Genomic DNA, 18,679 nt, shown 5'->3' with positions numbered 1-18,679 from the left:
TCCTCTTTTACCTTGTTCAGCCATCCATTCACGCAACGCAGAAATAACTATTTCTCTACTAATAATGACAACAGCAGAAATAGTAATGAAATAATTATCATAATGTGTAGCAAGTATCACTAAAGCAACACTGACCATCACCTTGTCGGCAACAGGATCTAAAAAAGCACCAAATGGCGTTGACTGTTCCAACTTACGCGCAAGATAGCCATCGAGGATATCGGTAACAGAAGCTAACCAGAAAATAAAAGCGGCGGCAAAAAACGCCCATGAATAAGGAAGATAAAAAACGACTGCAAACACGGGAATGAGTAGCAATCTAAATGTTGTGAGCGTATTTGGAATATTCCACATAACTACTTGGTATTGTCTTTTTTTCTATGTTCGCATGATTGCTTAAGCTTTGTCATGCAAATGATTAAATATCTTTTCAGCCATTTCAGGGCTGATCCCAGGAACTTGCTTTAATTGATGTATATTTGCAGATTTAACTCCCTGCATGCCTCCTAAAAACTTAAGTAGTGCCTGACGTCTTTTCTGACCTACGCCTTCAATCTCTTCAAGCACAGATTGCGTTCTTTGTTTTTGTCTTTTATTACGATGCCCTGCAATTGCAAAGCGATGTGATTCGTCGCGGATATGCTGGATAAGGTGTAATGCAGGTGAATCACTTTCGACATTCACCGTTTTACGACCACCATCTATAAGCAATGTTTCTAATCCTGGCTTTCGGCTTGTGCCTTTTGCAACCCCTATCAGTATCGGCATTTTATTGAGTTGCCAATCAGCAAAGAAAGATTCCGCCCTACCTAACTGCCCCTTACCACCATCAATAAAAATAATATCGGGTACTTTCGCTTCATCCGACATTTTGCCGTAGCGCTTATTTAATGCAAAATCCATCGCTGCGTAATCATCCCCTGGGGTGATCCCAGTGACGTTATATCTGCGATACTCTCTATTGTTTGGCCCTTGACCATCGAATACAACACACGATGCAACCGTGTTTTCTCCCATGGTATGGCTGATATCAAAACACTCCATTCTTTGAATATCTGACAGCCCTAGCACTGCTTTTAGTTTGGCATATCGTTTGGTGATTGAGTCTTGTGCACTTTGTTTAACTTCAATACTGTTTTGCGCATTTTTATTTGCCAATGCAAGATATTGGGCTCGCTCCCCACGAACGTTACATTTGAAATTAACTTTGCGCTTCGAAACTTGGGTCAGCGCAGCTTCTAATGCACTTCCCTCTTCTATTTCGAATGGCAATACAATTTCTTTAGCAATTCTAGCGTGGTTACCCGTTGAAATATAATACTGTCCGATGAAAGAAGTTAGCACTTCATCTGCGCCAGAATCTTTTGGTACTTTTGGAAAATGTGTTTTCGTCCCAAGTACCTTATGTTCCCTTATCATCAGTACATGAATGGCCACTAAACCGTTCTTCTGCTCATAACCGATGACATCAAGCTCTGCAAAGTTTCCTGCAATGGACTGCTGTTCTTGCATTTGCCTTAATAAAGCAATTTGATCTCTGTGTTTCGCTGCTTTCTCAAAATCCAAAGACATACTGGCGCTTTCCATTCGTTCCACCAGTGCTGAAATAACGTCCTGAGAGCGTCCCGTCAAAAACTGTCGAACCATGGCTACTTGTTCTTGGTATTCTTCGTCGCTTACCTTGCCAACGCATGGTCCTGAACATCTTTTTAACTGATACTGCAAACAAGGTCGGCTGCGTGCGCGGTAATACGCATCTTCGCATTGCCTAACGGGGAAGATCTTCTGCATTAACCTCAGACTTTCCGATACTGCAGCACTGCTAGGGAAAGGACCAAAATACTCGCCTTTTTGTTTTCTACTACCACGATGAAATGCAAGTCTTGGATGTTGATGGGCGCTCAGGAAAATATATGGATAACTTTTATCATCTCTTAAGAGGATGTTATATCTCGGCTGATATTTCTTAATTAAGTTATTTTCTAAAAGCAGCGCTTCGGTTTCGGTATTCGTTAACGTTACTTCAATATGGTCAATATTACTGACCAATACTCGCGTTTTACTATCTGTGATATTTGAACGGAAGTAGCTAGAAACTCGCTTTTTTAGGTTTTTTGCTTTACCAACATAAATAACCTGGTCGTCCACATCGTACATGCGGTACACACCAGGTTCTGTTGTTAATGTCTTGAGGAAAGGTTTGTAGTCAAATTCAGTCATTTAAAAAGAACTTAATGACTGCTATCTATATCGATCATTTTATGGCGAATCGCCAAGTGGGTTAATTCTACATCACCGCTCACATTGAGCTTTTCAAACATGCGATAGCGATAACTATTTACCGTCTTAGAGCTTAGGTTCAAGCGATCTGCAATATTTTGTGCTTTCTCACCTTTAGTGATCATGAGCATGATCTGCAATTCTCTTTCCGATAGCGATTGGAAAGGGTTTTCGTCATTGCGGCCACTAAATTGCGCAAGGGCAATTTGCTGAGCAATTTCTGGCGCAATATAACGTTGACCAGCATTAACCGCACGTATTGCATTGATCATTTCATCAGGGCCAGCACCTTTTGTTAGGTAACCATGCGCACCAATTTGCATTACCTTGCTTGGAAAAGGATCTTCACAATGCACGGTAAGCACAATAACTTTTATATCAGGACAGTAACGGCAAATCTTTTTGGTCGCTTCCAATCCACCAATACCAAGCATGTTCATGTCCATTAGCACAATGTCAGGCTCACTTTGGCGACAAAAGGTTACGGCTTCCTCACCGGTTTTGGCTTCTCCTACCACTTTAAAGCCACGCACATCATCTAAAATGCGTTTTATGCCAGTCCTGACAAGTTCATGATCATCAACTAAAAGCACATTAATCAATGGCACACCCTCTACATATATATTGGTAAAAGGAGCGAAGCAACCAACAGCCTCGCTTCCAGATGTTTGAGATTACCACATATTTTTTAAAAGCATAACGATAGAAACAAGAGAAAAATACAATTTTGATATGAATTAACCAAATAGTTAATTAATGGAAGAAGCTGGTTGATTATAATTTCACCGCTTTGTGATTTTAAAGGCAGCCGCTACGGCATTTTAGCCATAGCGACTTATAGTAGATTTATTTTTATATGACTCAGCTTTGCTTTGAAAATTGATCGACCCAAAGTGCAATCACACCATCACCAGTTACATTACATGCTGTGCCAAAACTATCTTGCGCTAAATATAAAGCAATCATCAATGCCACTGCGCCCTCATTAAAACCAAGCATACTGGTCAATAGCCCAAGCGCAGACATAACCGCTCCACCCGGCGCACCAGGAGCCGCAATCATTACTACACCAAGCATAAAGATGAATGGCAACATTTCCGACAATGAAGGTACAACCATCTCAGGAGAAAGCAGCATCACAGCCATTGCGCAAGTCACTATGGTAATAGTCGACCCTGACAAATGGATGGTGGCACAAAGTGGTACGGTAAAATTGGCAACCTCTTCGTTAACATTATTAGATTTACTTGCACGAAGAGACACTGGAATAGTTGCCGCGCTCGACATAGTACCAATCGCAGTAAAATACGCAGGTAGCATATTTTTGATTAATTCCAATGGATTTCTACCAAGTAACAGGCCGCTTACCACAAACAAAGTGCTTAGCCATAGCCAATGCATAATAATCGCGGCAAGCAATACCACGCCAAACGTACTCAGGGTGTCGAATACCGTACCTGCTACCGCCATTTCAGCAAAAACACCGGCAATGTAAAGTGGTAATATTGGAATAATGACTTTCGCAAGCAGTGCATCTACCACATCTCTCGCTTCGTCAGTGACGCCTTTAAGTTTAGTTAAACCACACTGACTCATCCCAATACCAAAGATAAATGCAGTTGCAAGTGCCGTCATCACTCCCATCAGCGGAGGGATCTCGATATTAATAAAGCTCTTAAGATGAGATTCTTCCACGGCTTGATAAGCAACACCACCGTCAAAAAATGGAATGAAAGCATTAACTAATAGAAATGCTAACGTGCCAGCAATAATGGTTGACCCATAAGCAAAGCCGACCGTCTTACCAAGCAAGTGGCCCGATCCCTTTGGTAAACCTGCTATACCTGAAGCAATAAAAAGCAGGATTATCAGAGGAATAGTAAAGCTGATAAGTTGCCCTATGATCACCTTGAAGGTGTATAAGAGCTCAACTAACACAGTCGGCAAGTACAGACCCGCCAACATACCAGCGACGATACCCGCCACTAGCTTCAATATAAGAGACATAGTTACTTCCTAGCAGATTTTCAAAGGCGTTGTTGTAACATGTTTTTGACCATCTTTGCTATTAATTCGATGGAGATAAATCGATTTGTACATTTTATGTATACATATTCGCCACCTAACGTAAATAATTGCAACTTGACGAAAATAAATTGTTTCAGCTCATTGCATATTATCTAATACTGACAAAAGTCTCTGTATAATAATTAAATTCATGCTTAAAGCTGTAACCTACTCTTTTGTCGTACTTAGTCTATCTAGCCAAACATGGGCACTAGACCCAAATAAAATCCCATTTATCGATAGCTCTGCAAAAATTGATGGTGTACTTGAAGCCGATATTTGGCAACGTGCATTAGAAATAGATATCAACAACATCACTTGGCCATACGAGAACCAATCAAGTCCAGTACAAACTAAGGCCTACGTATATGAGAATGGTCAATCTTTATTTATTGCTTTTGATGCAAAGGACCCTAATCCTGAGTTGATCCGCGCATTTTATCGTGACCGTGACCGCGCCTGGGAAGATGATCTTGTCGGCATTAAAATTGATTCATTTAACAACGCCCAAAGCGCTTATCAGTTTTTCATCAATCCACTAGGTGTACAACAAGACTCAATTGAAAACGAACTCACTAAAAGTGAGAATGGTTCTTGGAATGGGATCTGGGATAGCGTCGGAAAGATCAATAAAGATGGTTATGTTGTTGAAGTTGAAATCCCACTTCGTGTATTAAATTTTAACGACTCCCTTGAGAGCAAAACCATGGCTTTAGAGTTTCTGCGTTTTTATCCAAGAAATGAAAGGTTGCGTATCTCCAGCATGCAATTGCGACATGCAAATTCTTGCTGGATCTGTCAGATGCCAAAATATCAAGGATTTGCTAAGGCTAAGCAAGGTAGTAACTTTGCCGTTATTCCAACACTTGTCACCAATAGGCAAGAATCTCGCGACATTAATGATGGTATCGCAGAGCCGTGGCAAGCCGACAATAATGTCGAGCCGGGTTTAGACGTAAAGTGGGCTATCACACCAGACACGACGCTAAACGCAACATTAAACCCTGATTTCTCACAAGTTGAAGCTGACACAGGACAATTGAGCGTTAACAATAGCTTTAGCCTATTTTTCCCTGAAAAACGGGCGTTCTTTTTAGATAATTCCGATTACTTTTCTTCTCACCTTAACCTTATTCATACTCGGAACATTTCAGCACCCGATTATGGCGTCAAGCTTACCGGTAATAAAAACGGTCACACTTTTGCAGGATTTATTGCCAACGATGAAAGACTCAATGTCGTTGTTCCTGGAAATTTGGGCTCGAGCGTTGTCTCATTAGAGAGAAATAGCCAAAACATGGCACTGAGATACCGTCATGACATAAACAAAACCTTGTCTGTAGGCGTGACATCGACGACCAGGCAAAGCGACGACTATCGCAACCAAGTTGCGAGTATAGACGCCAAATACAAGCCAACAGATAACGATACCCTACAAGTGCAGTTAATTGGTTCAGATACAAACTATGATAGCGCTTTTGTTGAATCGTTATGTGATAACACGCTCGCTGAGTGCGACCTAAACGAAAGCGTACTCAGAGTGATTGACGAAGATGACCGAGGTGCTGGCTATTACGTTAATTATGAGCACAATCGCAAGTATTGGAAGGCATTTACCAGTTATCAAGCTCGCGATGCCGCACTTAGAACCGATATGGGCTTTATCACTCAGGTCGACTTTAATAAATTTCTTTTTGGCGGTGAGTACCGTTGGTATGGCGATGACAACAACTGGTGGAACCGTGCACGTTGGTACGCCGACTGGGATATTTCCCACAACGAGCAAGGCGAGTTATTAGAAAAAGAAGTGCAAACCAACTTTGCAGTTGACGGCCCATTGCAAAGCTTTCTTGATTTCGGTGTTGAACATAGAAAACGCACTGGACTGCGACATGATGAAACCCGCCTTGCGATTGACGGCAATACCGATCTATTTACCGAGAATTCACAGTGGACCTATATGGAGTTCAAGCCAATGGCCGGCGTTTTCGCAGGCTTGAACTTAAGTAAAGGAAACCGCGTTGATCTTGCAAACAACCGTCTTGGTGATTTGTACTTCGCCCGCCCAGTTATTAACGTCAATCTTGGCAAACATTTTGAAGTTAGATTGCGCCATACATTCGAAAAAATGAAAGCGAATGGCGCAAAAGTTTATACCGCAAATCTGAGCGATATACGCCTGACTTACCAATTTAACATTAATAGCTATCTGAGATTGGCAATCATCAACACGGATATTTCGAGAAACCAGAGCAATTATAATGACGATGTTGATGCGACTTATAAAAGCATCAGTACCCAACTGCTCTATTCCTACAAACTAAACCCACAAACCGTTTTCTTTGCAGGCTATTCCGATCATGGTTATCAAGACGATGATTTGTCAAAGATAACTAAAGACGAAAAGACGGTATTTATGAAGTTCAGTTATGCCTGGTTGATTTAAATATCAACCTTTAAATAACTATTGGCTATAAGCAAATTTGATATATCTTATAGCCAATCTTTCCTTTCGTTTTGCGAAATGCGCAGTAAAGTGATGGAATACAAGCAAACCTAGATTAGGGAACACAAATGACTAAAGTATATGCAGATAACAGTCTAACTATCGGTAATACACCGTTGGTTAAAATCAATCGCGTTTCTGGCGGCAATGTTTACGCAAAAGTGGAAGCGCGTAACCCAAGCTTCAGCGTTAAATGCCGTATTGGTGCGTCTATGATCTGGGAAGCTGAAAAAGCGGGCCTTCTTAGCGAAGGTAAAGAACTTATTGAACCAACTTCAGGTAACACGGGTATTGCATTGGCTTTCGTTGCTGCTTCTCGTGGTTATAAGTTGACACTTACTATGCCAAATACGATGAGCCTTGAGCGTCGTAAACTACTTAAAGCACTTGGCGCAAATTTAGTGCTGACAGAAGGCGCCAAGGGCATGAAAGGCGCGATTGAAAAAGCAAATGAAATCCAAGCAAGTAACCCTGAAAAATACGTGTTACTGCAACAGTTTGAAAACCCAGCAAACCCGAAGATCCACTTTGAAACAACGGGTCCGGAAATTTTTGATGCACTTGAAGGTAATATCGATTACTTCGTTGCGGGCGTTGGTACGGGTGGCACGATCACTGGTGTTTCGCGCTATCTGAAAAATGAAAAAGGCCTAAATGTTAAGTCAATCGCTGTTGAGCCAGTTGACTCACCAGTTATCACGCAAACCCTTGCGGGCGACGAAGTAAAACCGGGTCCACACAAAATTCAAGGGATCGGTGCTGGCTTTATTCCGGGCAACCTAGATCTTGAGCTTATTGATGGCGTTGAGTTGGTCTCTAATGAAGATGCAATTGCAATGGCACACCAGCTGATGAAAGACGAAGGTATTTTAGTAGGTATTTCTTCAGGCGCAGCCCTAGTTGCCGCAAAGCGTATTGCCGAGCAACCTGAAAATGCTGATAAAAACATCGTGGTTATTTTGCCAAGCGCTGCAGAGCGTTACCTAACTAGCCCACTCTTTGCAGACACATTCTCTGAACAAGAATTAGTGCAGTAAGACTAGAGCTTCATATTCTAGACTTCCAAGGGGCATCACTGCCCCTTTGTTTTTTATATTATTCCTTTTAATTTCACCTCCTTTCACTACACTTTATCTATTCGCTACGCTTTTTTGACTTCGATGACTGTAAAGACCTTATTACTCTTGTTTTTTCTCATGTTTAGTATCTTCATCTATGGGGAGAATTTAAACGTCGCCTACTTTAAGGGTGGTGAATTTCGCCTTGTTGCTGGAGAAAAGTATCAAGGGGGCTATCTATACAATAAGAAAGGCAAAAATGCCTTCATTCATATTGTGACGTTAGATTGGCCACCTTATATCGGTGCAAACCTCTGCAATAAAGGCTGGGCCTTTCAGTTTGCCGTCGCACTGCTTACCGATTTAGATTATCAAGTGTATGTTGAATTTTTGCCTTGGGCTCGTGCCGTAAGGGCCGCAGAAACAGGCAAAGCTGATATTTTATTCCCAGAATACTATATTGAGGATTCAGCACCATCTGACAATCACAAGAATAAGACCCGCAGAGAGCTACTTGCCTTATCTAATGCCTTTCCTGGTGGCGAAATCGGCTTTTTGAAGCGAAGAGGTGAAGAAGACCGCTTTGATGGTAATCTAAACTCAGTTAAGAATGAGCTCATTGGCGTCGTGAGAGGCTATCAGAATACCCCCGAGTTTGATGCTATGATGGATAATGGTGAATTTGTTACAGTAGAAGCCGTAAATGATTTACAGCTAGTGAAATTACTCGTCGGTAAGCGCGTAAATTTAGTAATAGGCGATCCAAAAGTACTGCGCTTTACAGTCAATTATTCAGACTTACCTAGAGCTGAGAAAATTGAATTACTGAGAAACATAGAAAACGTGACACCGCCTATAAAGTACAATCACCTCTACTTTGCGCTTAGCAAGCAAAAACCACATTGGCGTGAATTGCTCAAAGACATCAATCGCAATCTCTATCAATTTGAAAATAGCGGTGAAACGCAAAGAATGATCGAAATGGTCAGTAACGAGTGTTATTAACCTCTACAAAGGGCTTAACGCCTAAGCACCGCGTTTGTTCAATACCTCTGCTTAAACACACCGCATTTTTAGCTAAAATACGCTTAGGCAAATCGCTTTAGTTAATCCCTAAATACTTGTGCACTTGAACTGATAAGCGCCAATTTTTCGCTTTGCAATTGTCTATTGCAAGCTTAGTGGCCTTGGCTTTTTGGCTGATTGGCTGAAGATACACTAGCTTTGGTTCAACCCCAGTTTGTGCAAATAACGCCTCTAATTCCTCAATATGCTTTTGCATCGCAACGGGGTGCTTTATCTCATCAGCACGAGCCATTGCACTTGGAAGTACTTTGTAACCCCCACGCATATTAATTTTTGGCGACACGGTAACCCAAGTTTCAGCTGGCGCGAGGATCTCAAATGTACCACTGGTTTCAATCTGTGTGCTGTACCCTTTGCTATGCAATAACTCGCATAACGGGCGAAGATCAAACATACAAGGTTCACCACCAGTGATCACCACATGTTTGGCTTGGTAGCCCCGCGACTCGAAAATCGCCAAGATCTCGTCAGCACTCGCGTTCGCCCACCACTCTGAGTCAGCCTTTTTTTCTACAGTGTTATCCAATGAAACAATAAAAGTGTCGTTGGTTTCCCACGTTTGTTTGGTATCACACCAAGCGCAACCAACTGGACAGCCCTGCAAACGTAAAAAGATTGAAGGCGTACCAGTGAAGCTTGCTTCACCCTGAATTGTTTCAAATATTTCGTTAACCTTGTACAAAATGGCCCCGTGTTTAAGATAAAGTTGTCGAAAAATACCGCGAGAAAATTGTCATTTCTCCAGCGGCCGTGTAGTATATCGCGCCCTGAAGTAAACCTCTATCAAAATCGAGGCAAATCACCTATGAGCGAAAAAGTTGTCGTAATCTATTCCGGCGGAATGGACTCTTACACTGTATTAAACAAGGCTGTCCGCGAGGGCCATGAGGTTTATGCACTGTCTTTTAACTATGGCCAGCGACATGTAAAAGAGCTACAAGTTGCCGCTGACGTATGTGCAAAACTCGGCGTTGCTCATAAGGTCGTTGATATTTCTGCTATCAATCAATTATTGTCAGGCTCTAGCCTAACTGATGACATCGACGTGCCAGAAGGCCACTATGAAGAAGAGAGCATGAAGAGCACGATTGTGCCTAATCGCAATATGATTTTGCTTTCTCTTGCGGTAGGTTACGCTGTCTCTCTAAAAGCAAATAAGGTATTTTACGGTGCTCACTCTGGCGATCATGCAATTTATCCAGATTGCCGCCCAGAGTTCGTTAAAAAGATGGATGATGTTTGTCGCATTGCGAACTACGACGCCGTTGAAATTGTGAGTCCTTACCTTAACAACTCAAAAATTGATATCCTGACTGACGGTCTAAAAATGGGATTAGATTACGCTGACACTTGGACGTGTTACAACGGCCGCGAAAAAGCATGTGGTAAGTGTGGTGCTTGCCAAGAGCGTCTCGAAGCATTTGAACTAAACCACGCAACAGATCCACTCCCGTACGAATAACCGTATCGAAAAAGGCCTCTGTTGAGGCCTCTTCATATGCTGTTCAAGTGCTTCATTTCACAGGAAGCGTCATACCTTCAAACAGCTTGTCAATATCATCTTGATTTCGCAGCAAGCTTGCACGCTCTACCACATCTTTTGTGAGATGCGGTGCAAATCGCTCAATAAAGTCGTACATGTAGCCTCTTAGGAAGCTCCCTTTTCTGAAACCGATTTTCGTCGTACTTGCTTCAAATAGGTGACTTGCATCGATGCAAACTAAGTCGCTATCAGACTTTTCATCAAGTGCCATTGACGCCAATACACCAACACCGAGTCCTAATCTTACATAGGTTTTAATCACATCGGCGTCTGTTGCAGTAAACACGATGTGTGGCTCCAAACCATGAGCATTAAATGCTTTATCCAGTTCTGAGCGGCCAGTAAAACCAAACACATAAGTGATCAACGGATATTTAGCGACGTCTTGCACCGTCAGTGCACTGCCTTTTTGTGCAAGAGGATGGTCTTTGGCGACCACAATACTACGATTCCAGTGATAGCAAGGTAGCATGACAAGATCACTGTACAAATGCAGCGCCTCGGTAGCAATAGCAAAGTCAGCATCACCTCGAGCAGCAGCATCAGAGATTTGCTGTGGCGTACCTTGATGCATGTGTAGAGAAACCGCAGGATATTTTTTCATAAATCCTTGGATCACAGGAGGTAACGCGTAACGAGCTTGTGTATGCGTCGTTGCGATGTTTAGTTTACCTTGATCTGGTAAGGTATGTTCATTTGCAACCGCTTTGATCCCTTCCACTTTAGAGAGGATCTCACGAGCAATATTAATAATTTCATTACCCGCGCCCGTAACATGCGTTAAATGCTTACCGCTACGGCCAAAAATTTGTACTCCCAACTCGTCTTCAAGCATGCGCACTTGCTTTGAAATACCAGGTTGAGAGGTATATAAACTTTCCGCCGTCGCTGACACATTAAGGTTGTGATTCAACACTTCGACGATATATCTCAATTGTTGTAATTTCATATTGCTTTTATTCTTATGATCTCTTGATGTTGAGCATCAGCCCATAGCAAAACCGCTTTTTGTTAGCGAGTTTAGTGCAAAGCGATAAAAACCGCCTGTTACGACCTTATGTAGGCTAGCACATTTGGTAAAAATGAGGTAGCCAAGAGGTACTAAATATCAGCATTTTCACAGACGCTCCGACAGTCACTTGGCCAAATAACGAATATTTTGACACGCATTTGCAAACTCACGAGCTAAATCTAGCGACTATCTTTCACTAAAACTAACCGCTCATTTAGGCATCGACTATACTAAAAAATAATGAATTCTTTATCTTTTTTACAGGTTATTGTCGTAAACCTGTTCAGAATAGTACGAATTCATGTAAGATTAAAAAATTACACTGGTGGTTACATGAAAGAGATTTCAGTATGTTTGTTTCTATTATAATAATGTTGATTGTTGCACTTATCGTCATAGCAGTTTGGGTAAGCGCGATCCAGCAACATAAAGAGAAACAAGAAGCGGAGAGACGCAAAGAACTGGCTAAGCAAAAACGCGTAATAGAAGAAGCGGAAGACGTCATCATGAATGGCAGCAATATTCCGATGTCTGAAGTCATGATCCGTATTATTCAACGCCGCGTGCATGACGCTTTAGCCGCAATGGTGGAGCTGTCTCCGACTTCGAAAGAATTAAAAAGTCGCTTACACGAGTCGCAAGAGCGCTTAAATACTCAGCCTGAAAAAACAGCAGATTCAGACTCGATAGCACTTCCTGACAACGACAAACAAATTATCGCATTAGTTCAAGGCATAAAAAAATTACGCCAACTACTGCGCTCTGAGCATAGTAAAGGTAAAGTAGACACTCAACTGTTCGTTAATGAAGACCGCAGACTAGAGCGATTTCAGCTTAAAATCAATGTAGAGAGCCAGATAAAACGAGGGCTTTCAGCAAGGACTGCAAATATGGTCGGTTCGGCAAGACAATACTTTGAAAAAGCTTACGCTACAATTTGCGCCGTCTCATACAATGATGACTATGTAAAAGAGAAAAAAGCACAGCTGGAAGGTTATTTAGAAGAGATCAGCAGTGAACTTAGAGCGTCCAACGCATCAGCGGTGAAAAAGAAAGCAGAGCAAGAACAAGACGACTTGGACGTCCTGTTTGCACCGAAGAAGAAGTGGTAACACCACAATTTACGTAAAAGGCTGGTCTCCCAGCCTTTTTATTACAAATGAAGTAAACCCGCCAGCTTAACCAAAAGCAAACTTAACGATAAAGAGTACTGTCAGTACCCAAACGCTGATACTGATTTCATTTGCTTTATTACACGCCAACTTAACTGCAGTATAAGAAATAAAACCCAAAGCAATACCATGCGCGATTGAAAACGTGAGTGGTGTCATCAATAACACAACACTGACCGGAATAGCATCGCTCATCTCATCCCAATTAATCAATTTTAGGTTTTGTAGCATTAATACCGACACATACAGTATCGCGCCTGCCGTCGCATATGCAGGAACCATTTGTGCCAATGGCGCAAAGAACATCATGATTAAGAAGCAGATCCCTACGACCACGGCCGTCAATCCTGTGCGACCACCGACAGATACACCCGACACTGATTCGATGTATGAAGTCGTCGTTGAGGTACCGAGCACTGAGCCTGCAATCGTCGCAGTGCTGTCAGCTGACAATGCCCTACCCAGCCTTGGCATACGACCATGTTCGTCAGATAATCCAGCCTTTTGCGTCACCGCAACCAATGTGCCACTGGTATCAAATAAATCGACAAATAAAAATGCAAACACCACACTGAGCATGGAAAGCTCAAAAATTCCGCTCAAATCTAACTGCATATAGGTCGGCGCGATGCTTGGGGGCACATCAACAACCCCGTGATAATCTACAAGGCCAAGTCCCCACGCAATACCCGTTACCATTAAAATGCTGATAAGCACGCCACTTTTGACTTCACGGTACATAAGCGCCGCAATCACAAAAAAGCTCGCAATGGCTAATAGCGGGCCGGGAGAAGTTATATCACCAAGTTGTACTAATGTAGCATCACTTGCAATAACAATTTTCGCGTTTTTTAGCGCGATTAACGCTAAGAATGCGCCAATACCTGCCGCAATCGCACGCTTTAGCACGATAGGTATAGCTTGGATCACCCATTCGCGAACCTTGAATACGCTCAAAAATAGAAATAAACAGCCCGACATAAATACCGCGCCTAATGCACTTTGCCATGTATAGCCCATGCCGAGCACAACACCATAGGTAAAAAAGGCGTTTAAGCCCATTCCAGGTGCAAGCGCTAATGGATAGTTTGCCCATAGCCCCATAATAAAACAGCCGATTGCGGCTGCGATACAAGTTGCCACAAAAGCAGCGCCGTGATCCATACCAGCTTCTGCTAGCATTGCTGGGTTTACGAAAACGATGTAAACCATAGTAACGAATGTCGTCAAGCCAGCAATCACCTCGGTTCTTACATTGGTGTGCATAGCTTGCAGTGAAAATAACCGCTCGAGCATAACTAAAATTACAAATTTGAGGAACAAGTGGTTGGATTTTAACACGAATCACTTTAAAACTCGGACAAAATAGTTAAAATTCAGCTACACTCTGCTTATCAACATTATTGCGAATAAAGATATGGATCAAAATAGCACCGACAACTCAGCAAACCATGACTTAGAACAGCAGCTGCTGAATGTGCTTGAATTTGTAACTTCGCCATTAAAAGCAGACGCAAAATTCCCAGATCTTCATGACAATACCCAAGCTTTGAAAAAAGGTCTCTATTACCTAAAAGAAAAGTCTTTTCCGCTTGCGGCAAAATGGCTAAGACTGGCGGCGATGTCTGGTGATTTGAAGGCACAGTTCTTTTTAGGTTTGTTGTTTATGAAAGGTCAAGGAGTGCCACCCAGTCCTTTTCATGCAGCCGCTTGGTTAAGTTTGGCCAGCAGCCAAGGGCACAAAGGCGCCGAACAGGTACTACTAGATGTACGCCGCTTCCTTACAACTAAGCGCTTTAGAGATGCACAGTGCTATGCTGCAACACTCTACGAGCAAATCCATCAACTACAGCATATTAGCCAATAAATTAAATTTTACTCACCAAAATATAGGCTAGGCGTAGCCAAGCCTCTCTTCAGTAAACGTACGCTTACCCTCTGCAACGATCACAATAGTACAGTAGGAAAACTACTGTATAGCAGCTGAGAAAACTTCCTAATGCTTTACTCATACTGAACTTTCGTCAATTAAGCTCTCATTTCAAAAAACCACAACTATTTGTTTTATATTAAAAATTTAAACTAAATAAAAATTAAGCTTGAATATTGATTAAAAAGCTAGCAATTTTCCTTGCATTCACACACTGTATAAACTACTGTATACAAATACTGTATAGATAACCAGTGAGACAATTATGTTACACAGCAATACACTTCTACAGCCAAATAATTCGACTTATTACACACTTAACGAAATCAATAATGTTATCGTTGAAGATGAGATCGTCGCTAGCTTAGAGTTACTTAAAGTTTTACATAAATGTCAGCATAAACAAGGCTGGACGCTACTCGTTGCGCCCGATAATGTACCAAACAAGTCACTGCTAGAAAGTGCTTCAGTTGATGCAAGTAAGTTGCTCGTCATTAGGCAAAAGCACATATACGACCTTGAGTATGTACTTAAAAGTGCTATCAGCAATGGTAATTTCGCTGCTGTGGTGATTTGGACTGATATTGCATCAGTGCAAACTATCAACAAAATGGAACTGCCAGTATCTGACGTTGCGATCCACTGTTTTCAAAGCGCTTAACCAGCTACAATAACGGGATATAAATTTGTTAAAACAGAAGTTTTTATGTCTTGTTATTGCAATTCATCCCTTCCCTATTCGCAATGTTGTGAGCCGTACCTTAAGGGACAAAAATTCGCAGAGCGTCCACAAATACTCATGCGCTCTCGCTATACTGCATACTGCTTAAAAGATGCAAAGTATATTCATGACACCTACGCCCAGGCTAAACAAGCACAAAACAATATCGACGATATTGCTGCATTTGCTAATTACGCACGCTTTATAAAATTGGAAGTGCTAGAAGAAGTAGCAGAAGCTACTCAGGAGGTTGTTGAGTTTAAGGCGCACTATATCGCAGAAAACACGCACTATATACTCCATGAACGGTCAAATTTTATTACCGAAGCAGGCAGATGGTATTACTTAGATGGTGAATTGTACGATACGCCTACAACCAAAGTAGGCAGAAATGACGTCTGTCCGTGTGACAGTGGTAAAAAGTATAAAAAGTGCCATGGTAGCTAAAATAGTCTGAATTAGAGATTAAATACAAAGCAATAAAAAAGCTTGAAACGAGCTAAGGATGATTAAAGGCCGTTTAGCTTATACCAGTTGTATTAAGTAAATGATCTATCTTGAAGCGGGGAAATAGCTTTAGTAGCAAGGCAAAAATTTTGCTATTTAGTTGTTCTAAATGAGAAATTTTTAACGAAGCTAATATGCTATTTCACCCTTCAAATTGATTAGAGAATTAATTCAATTGGTATTAGACATGAAGCACGATAAGCATGGCGTTTTATGTCAGTCTAGTAACGAAGCAAACAGCTGTAAAACAGCAAGTTTAATACCAGTTTGTCTTAAACTTGCTCAATTTGAAGAAGTAAAAGCAGCTAATGTTGTTACGCCGTCGCGCGTAACATACTCTGCATATCTCCCGTTGCAATTTGATCATAAAAACCAGCTGCATCCATTGCCTTATCAGTAACCAAGGCCAGTTTACCTTGCGCGCTCGCCAAACGCCTTTTAACCGCTGGTTCCAAATTTTCTACAACTTCGAGTGGAATATGCTTTTTATCATTTCGTGCGGCAAAAGGTTCTGGATTTAAATTTTCTTGCAATCGCAAGGTCGCCATCGCCCCCATAGATACCAGCTGCGCGTTTTGCTGGCCAATAAGCATATTGTACTCTTTTGGCGCAAGTGGCTTTTGTGGACCTATTTCAAATTGCTTTTTTAGTGTTTCTTCTGAGTTATCTTTTGCGGCAGCTTCAGATTTTGGTAGATGAAATTGGCTAAAATCTAATGCATCGGTTGATAGCATAGATAATAGCATGGCAAAATCGGCAGAGCGCGTCTCATGAACACTAATGTTCAACGCGGACCCTAATTGCGACTCACTGATTAAAACGCCATCAATTTGCATGTATTCCAACCGATTATTTTGCTAATTATGAATTTATCGGCCTTTTTCCGAAAAACTTTAGTAGTTTTCTTTACTTCGAAAAAAACTTTGTTATTATCACCGCCGTTGTTTAGGAGGGGTTCCCGAGCGGCCAAAGGGATCAGACTGTAAATCTGACGGCTCAGCCTTCGCTGGTTCGAATCCAGCTCCCTCCACCATAAACAACAGTTACAATTTCGGAGGGGTTCCCGAGCGGCCAAAGGGATCAGACTGTAAATCTGACGGCTCAGCCTTCGCTGGTTCGAATCCAGCTCCCTCCACCACTTTCAAATTGTAACGCTTTAAAATGTATGGAGGGGTTCCCGAGCGGCCAAAGGGATCAGACTGTAAATCTGACGGCTCAGCCTTCGCTGGTTCGAATCCAGCTCCCTCCACCACTTTTAAAATAAACGCTCCAAATGATGGAGGGGTTCCCGAGCGGCCAAAGGGATCAGACTGTAAATCTGACGGCTCAGCCTTCGCTGGTTCGAATCCAGCTCCCTCCACCACTTTTAAAATAAACGCTCCAAATGATGGAGGGGTTCCCGAGCGGCCAAAGGGATCAGACTGTAAATCTGACGGCTCAGCCTTCGCTGGTTCGAATCCAGCTCCCTCCACCACTTTTAAAATAAACGCTCCAAATGATGGAGGGGTTCCCGAGCGGCCAAAGGGATCAGACTGTAAATCTGACGGCTCAGCCTTCGCTGGTTCGAATCCAGCTCCCTCCACCACTTTTAAAATAAACGCTCCAAATGATGGAGGGGTTCCCGAGCGGCCAAAGGGATCAGACTGTAAATCTGACGGCTCAGCCTTCGCTGGTTCGAATCCAGCTCCCTCCACCACTTTTAAAATAAACGCTCCAAATGATGGAGGGGTTCCCGAGCGGCCAAAGGGATCAGACTGTAAATCTGACGGCTCAGCCTTCGCTGGTTCGAATCCAGCTCCCTCCACCACTTTCTATTGCTTTATCTCACAATAAGCTTACATATATAAACGAGCTTAAAAACAACCCAAAGCCAAAAATCAAATGTGCTGCCATACTTTTTACCCTTGCCTTAGTCGGCTCTGGTAATTTAGATGCTGCGATCCCTGCACCAAAACAGGGTTGCATAATAAAAAATGGAAAAACACACGTTATGAAGCCAAAAACTAACGCAGTCAAAAGGCTAGGCTCAATCAACCAAGGCTTGCCCACGCTCAGTAGAAACACCAAGGCGAATACAATCCCAATGAAATAATGCATGGACCAGCCAATGACACGTTCACCAGATATTGGTTTACTACGCCCGATACCTTGATGCGTAAGTTGACCTTGACACAAGTGTCCAATCCACCTACCAACTAATGCATAATCTAAGCCCTTTATGGCAAACAAGCGACTGAGCATAAATGCCCACAAATCCATAACAAGCGTTGCACCTACGCCAATCACGACTGCTGGCATTAATATCGAATATAGGTTTTCCACTATTTTTACTCCTCTTTTTTACTGATAGCCGCTATCCTACTAGTTCAAGTTAACTTTAAGTCAAGGGCAAAAATGGATATCAGTGAAGTTGCAAAGAAGTCAGGTTTACCCGCATCCACGCTTAGATATTATGAAGAAAAAGGACTGATCCGATCGATTGGTCGACAAGGGCTCAAACGTGTTTTCCCCCCTTCGATACTTGAACGTCTAGCACTTATTACACTTGGCAGAAACGCAGGCTTTTCGTTAGATGAGATAGCGGACATGTTTACCCCCGAGGGTAAAGCGGATATTGATAGGGTGAAGTTACAATCCAAAGCGGATGAATTAAATGAAACCATTAAGCATTTAACTGCAATGCGAGATGGCCTCTATCACGCTGCAAAATGCCCTGCGCCAAGCCATTTTGAATGTCCGACATTTCAAAAGCTGTTAAAACGAGCGGCAAAGGTGAGGCCCGACAAATAATAGGCAT

General features: G+C 42.2%; 18 protein-coding genes and 8 tRNA genes (1 of these 26 only partly in view). 17 read left to right on the top strand and 9 right to left on the bottom strand.

What is annotated here, in order from left to right; translation table 11 throughout:
- From pgsA to PPIS_RS03380, 4 genes are all read right to left on the bottom strand, one after another.
- On the bottom strand, nt 1–354 hold the 5' portion of the coding sequence (gene pgsA, locus PPIS_RS03395) for a CDP-diacylglycerol--glycerol-3-phosphate 3-phosphatidyltransferase (RefSeq protein ID WP_010375584.1). Its footprint begins 192 nt before the window's first position; only the first 354 of its 546 coding nucleotides appear in the window; it begins with the start codon at nt 352–354; its stop codon lies beyond the left edge, outside the window.
- A gap of 42 nt (nt 355–396) precedes the next feature.
- A complete protein-coding gene (uvrC, locus tag PPIS_RS03390; protein WP_010375583.1) occupies nt 397–2,220 on the bottom strand; it encodes an excinuclease ABC subunit UvrC in 1,824 nt (607 codons plus the stop codon).
- Nucleotides 2,221–2,231: 11 nt separating this feature from the next.
- Nucleotides 2,232–2,882 (bottom strand): UvrY/SirA/GacA family response regulator transcription factor, encoded by a 651-nt coding sequence (gene uvrY / locus PPIS_RS03385; protein ID WP_010375582.1) that lies wholly within the window; start codon nt 2,880–2,882, stop codon nt 2,232–2,234.
- Between the two features lie 259 nt (nt 2,883–3,141).
- Nucleotides 3,142–4,287, bottom strand: coding sequence for a dicarboxylate/amino acid:cation symporter (locus tag PPIS_RS03380; protein WP_010375580.1), 1,146 nt, complete (start codon nt 4,285–4,287; stop codon nt 3,142–3,144).
- 211 nt (nt 4,288–4,498) lie between these two features.
- Here PPIS_RS03380 and PPIS_RS03375 point away from each other — a divergent pair, with 211 nt between their 5' ends.
- The 3 genes from PPIS_RS03375 to PPIS_RS03365 all read left to right on the top strand — a co-directional run bounded on the left by PPIS_RS03375 (nt 4,499) and on the right by PPIS_RS03365 (nt 8,916).
- Nucleotides 4,499–6,793, top strand: a complete 2,295-nt coding sequence (locus PPIS_RS03375; protein WP_010375576.1) for a carbohydrate binding family 9 domain-containing protein — start codon at nt 4,499–4,501, stop codon at nt 6,791–6,793.
- Nucleotides 6,794–6,921: 128 nt separating this feature from the next.
- Complete coding sequence (gene cysK / locus PPIS_RS03370; protein ID WP_010375573.1) at nt 6,922–7,890, top strand: cysteine synthase A; 969 nt, start codon at nt 6,922–6,924, stop codon at nt 7,888–7,890.
- A 159-nt stretch (nt 7,891–8,049) separates the two neighbouring features.
- Nucleotides 8,050–8,916 (top strand): substrate-binding periplasmic protein, encoded by an 867-nt coding sequence (locus PPIS_RS03365; protein WP_010375571.1) that lies wholly within the window; start codon nt 8,050–8,052, stop codon nt 8,914–8,916.
- Between the two features lie 97 nt (nt 8,917–9,013).
- On the opposite strand, the gene queE is transcribed toward PPIS_RS03365, so the two are convergent.
- Entirely contained in the window at nt 9,014–9,679 is a 666-nt protein-coding gene (gene queE / locus PPIS_RS03360; RefSeq protein ID WP_010375569.1) for a 7-carboxy-7-deazaguanine synthase QueE, read from the bottom strand.
- A 123-nt stretch (nt 9,680–9,802) separates the two neighbouring features.
- Between queE and queC the strand changes: the two genes are divergently transcribed.
- A complete protein-coding gene (gene queC, locus PPIS_RS03355; protein WP_010375567.1) occupies nt 9,803–10,459 on the top strand; it encodes a 7-cyano-7-deazaguanine synthase QueC in 657 nt (218 codons plus the stop codon).
- A gap of 52 nt (nt 10,460–10,511) precedes the next feature.
- Here the strand turns inward: queC and cysB are convergent, their stop codons facing one another.
- Entirely contained in the window at nt 10,512–11,489 is a 978-nt protein-coding gene (cysB, locus tag PPIS_RS03350; RefSeq protein WP_010375565.1) for an HTH-type transcriptional regulator CysB, read from the bottom strand.
- A gap of 413 nt (nt 11,490–11,902) precedes the next feature.
- On the opposite strand from cysB, the gene PPIS_RS03345 reads away from it, so the two are divergent.
- Nucleotides 11,903–12,664, top strand: a complete 762-nt coding sequence (locus PPIS_RS03345) for a hypothetical protein (protein ID WP_010375563.1) — start codon at nt 11,903–11,905, stop codon at nt 12,662–12,664.
- A gap of 66 nt (nt 12,665–12,730) precedes the next feature.
- On the opposite strand, the gene PPIS_RS03340 is transcribed toward PPIS_RS03345, so the two are convergent.
- Entirely contained in the window at nt 12,731–14,020 is a 1,290-nt protein-coding gene (locus PPIS_RS03340) for an NCS2 family permease (protein ID WP_010375561.1), read from the bottom strand.
- 121 nt (nt 14,021–14,141) lie between these two features.
- Between PPIS_RS03340 and PPIS_RS03335 the strand changes: the two genes are divergently transcribed.
- From PPIS_RS03335 to PPIS_RS03325, 3 genes are all read left to right on the top strand, one after another.
- Entirely contained in the window at nt 14,142–14,591 is a 450-nt protein-coding gene (locus tag PPIS_RS03335) for a tetratricopeptide repeat protein (RefSeq protein ID WP_010375560.1), read from the top strand.
- Nucleotides 14,592–14,919: 328 nt separating this feature from the next.
- Nucleotides 14,920–15,315 (top strand): SulA-like leucine-rich domain-containing protein, encoded by a 396-nt coding sequence (locus PPIS_RS03330; protein WP_010375559.1) that lies wholly within the window; start codon nt 14,920–14,922, stop codon nt 15,313–15,315.
- Nucleotides 15,316–15,360: 45 nt separating this feature from the next.
- Complete coding sequence (locus PPIS_RS03325; RefSeq protein WP_145957324.1) at nt 15,361–15,822, top strand: YchJ family protein; 462 nt, start codon at nt 15,361–15,363, stop codon at nt 15,820–15,822.
- A gap of 374 nt (nt 15,823–16,196) precedes the next feature.
- Here the strand turns inward: PPIS_RS03325 and PPIS_RS03320 are convergent, their stop codons facing one another.
- Entirely contained in the window at nt 16,197–16,718 is a 522-nt protein-coding gene (locus tag PPIS_RS03320) for a VC2046/SO_2500 family protein (protein ID WP_010375557.1), read from the bottom strand.
- Between the two features lie 112 nt (nt 16,719–16,830).
- On the opposite strand from PPIS_RS03320, the gene PPIS_RS03315 reads away from it, so the two are divergent.
- From PPIS_RS03315 to PPIS_RS03280, 8 genes are all read left to right on the top strand, one after another.
- Nucleotides 16,831–16,915 (top strand) — tRNA-Tyr (locus tag PPIS_RS03315).
- Nucleotides 16,916–16,935: 20 nt separating this feature from the next.
- A tRNA-Tyr gene (locus PPIS_RS03310) sits at nt 16,936–17,020 on the top strand.
- 29 nt (nt 17,021–17,049) lie between these two features.
- A tRNA-Tyr gene (locus tag PPIS_RS03305) sits at nt 17,050–17,134 on the top strand.
- Between the two features lie 26 nt (nt 17,135–17,160).
- Nucleotides 17,161–17,245: transfer RNA gene (locus PPIS_RS03300), tRNA-Tyr, on the top strand.
- A 26-nt stretch (nt 17,246–17,271) separates the two neighbouring features.
- A tRNA-Tyr gene (locus PPIS_RS03295) sits at nt 17,272–17,356 on the top strand.
- A 26-nt stretch (nt 17,357–17,382) separates the two neighbouring features.
- A tRNA-Tyr gene (locus PPIS_RS03290) sits at nt 17,383–17,467 on the top strand.
- A 26-nt stretch (nt 17,468–17,493) separates the two neighbouring features.
- Nucleotides 17,494–17,578, top strand: a tRNA-Tyr gene (locus PPIS_RS03285).
- A 26-nt stretch (nt 17,579–17,604) separates the two neighbouring features.
- Nucleotides 17,605–17,689: transfer RNA gene (locus PPIS_RS03280), tRNA-Tyr, on the top strand.
- Between the two features lie 17 nt (nt 17,690–17,706).
- Here PPIS_RS03280 and PPIS_RS03275 read toward each other — a convergent pair.
- Nucleotides 17,707–18,204, bottom strand: coding sequence for a DUF2938 domain-containing protein (locus PPIS_RS03275; protein ID WP_010375555.1), 498 nt, complete (start codon nt 18,202–18,204; stop codon nt 17,707–17,709).
- Nucleotides 18,205–18,276: 72 nt separating this feature from the next.
- Between PPIS_RS03275 and PPIS_RS03270 the strand changes: the two genes are divergently transcribed.
- On the top strand, nt 18,277–18,672 hold the full coding sequence (locus PPIS_RS03270) for a helix-turn-helix domain-containing protein (RefSeq protein WP_010375554.1): 396 nt from the start codon (nt 18,277–18,279) through the stop codon (nt 18,670–18,672).
- Nucleotides 18,673–18,679: the final 7 nt, after the last annotated feature.

Source organism: Pseudoalteromonas piscicida (assembly GCF_000238315.3).
Lineage (GTDB): Bacteria > Pseudomonadota > Gammaproteobacteria > Enterobacterales > Alteromonadaceae > Pseudoalteromonas > Pseudoalteromonas piscicida.
This window is presented reverse-complemented; position numbering and strand designations above follow the sequence as displayed.

Excerpts from the sequence above, each read along its gene's own strand:
- uvrC (WP_010375583.1), bottom strand. The coding sequence starts at position 2,220 with ATGACTGAATTTGACTACAAACCTTTCCTCAAGACATTAACAACAGAA.
- PPIS_RS03380 (WP_010375580.1), bottom strand. The coding sequence starts at position 4,287 with ATGTCTCTTATATTGAAGCTAGTGGCGGGTATCGTCGCTGGTATGTTG.
- PPIS_RS03375 (WP_010375576.1), top strand. The coding sequence starts at position 4,499 with ATGCTTAAAGCTGTAACCTACTCTTTTGTCGTACTTAGTCTATCTAGC.
- cysK (WP_010375573.1), top strand. The coding sequence starts at position 6,922 with ATGACTAAAGTATATGCAGATAACAGTCTAACTATCGGTAATACACCG.
- PPIS_RS03365 (WP_010375571.1), top strand. The coding sequence starts at position 8,050 with ATGTTTAGTATCTTCATCTATGGGGAGAATTTAAACGTCGCCTACTTT.
- queC (WP_010375567.1), top strand. The coding sequence starts at position 9,803 with ATGAGCGAAAAAGTTGTCGTAATCTATTCCGGCGGAATGGACTCTTAC.
- cysB (WP_010375565.1), bottom strand. The coding sequence starts at position 11,489 with ATGAAATTACAACAATTGAGATATATCGTCGAAGTGTTGAATCACAAC.
- PPIS_RS03345 (WP_010375563.1), top strand. The coding sequence starts at position 11,903 with ATGTTTGTTTCTATTATAATAATGTTGATTGTTGCACTTATCGTCATA.
- PPIS_RS03340 (WP_010375561.1), bottom strand. The coding sequence starts at position 14,020 with ATGCTCGAGCGGTTATTTTCACTGCAAGCTATGCACACCAATGTAAGA.
- PPIS_RS03335 (WP_010375560.1), top strand. The coding sequence starts at position 14,142 with ATGGATCAAAATAGCACCGACAACTCAGCAAACCATGACTTAGAACAG.
- PPIS_RS03330 (WP_010375559.1), top strand. The coding sequence starts at position 14,920 with ATGTTACACAGCAATACACTTCTACAGCCAAATAATTCGACTTATTAC.
- PPIS_RS03325 (WP_145957324.1), top strand. The coding sequence starts at position 15,361 with ATGTCTTGTTATTGCAATTCATCCCTTCCCTATTCGCAATGTTGTGAG.
- PPIS_RS03320 (WP_010375557.1), bottom strand. The coding sequence starts at position 16,718 with ATGCAAATTGATGGCGTTTTAATCAGTGAGTCGCAATTAGGGTCCGCG.
- PPIS_RS03270 (WP_010375554.1), top strand. The coding sequence starts at position 18,277 with ATGGATATCAGTGAAGTTGCAAAGAAGTCAGGTTTACCCGCATCCACG.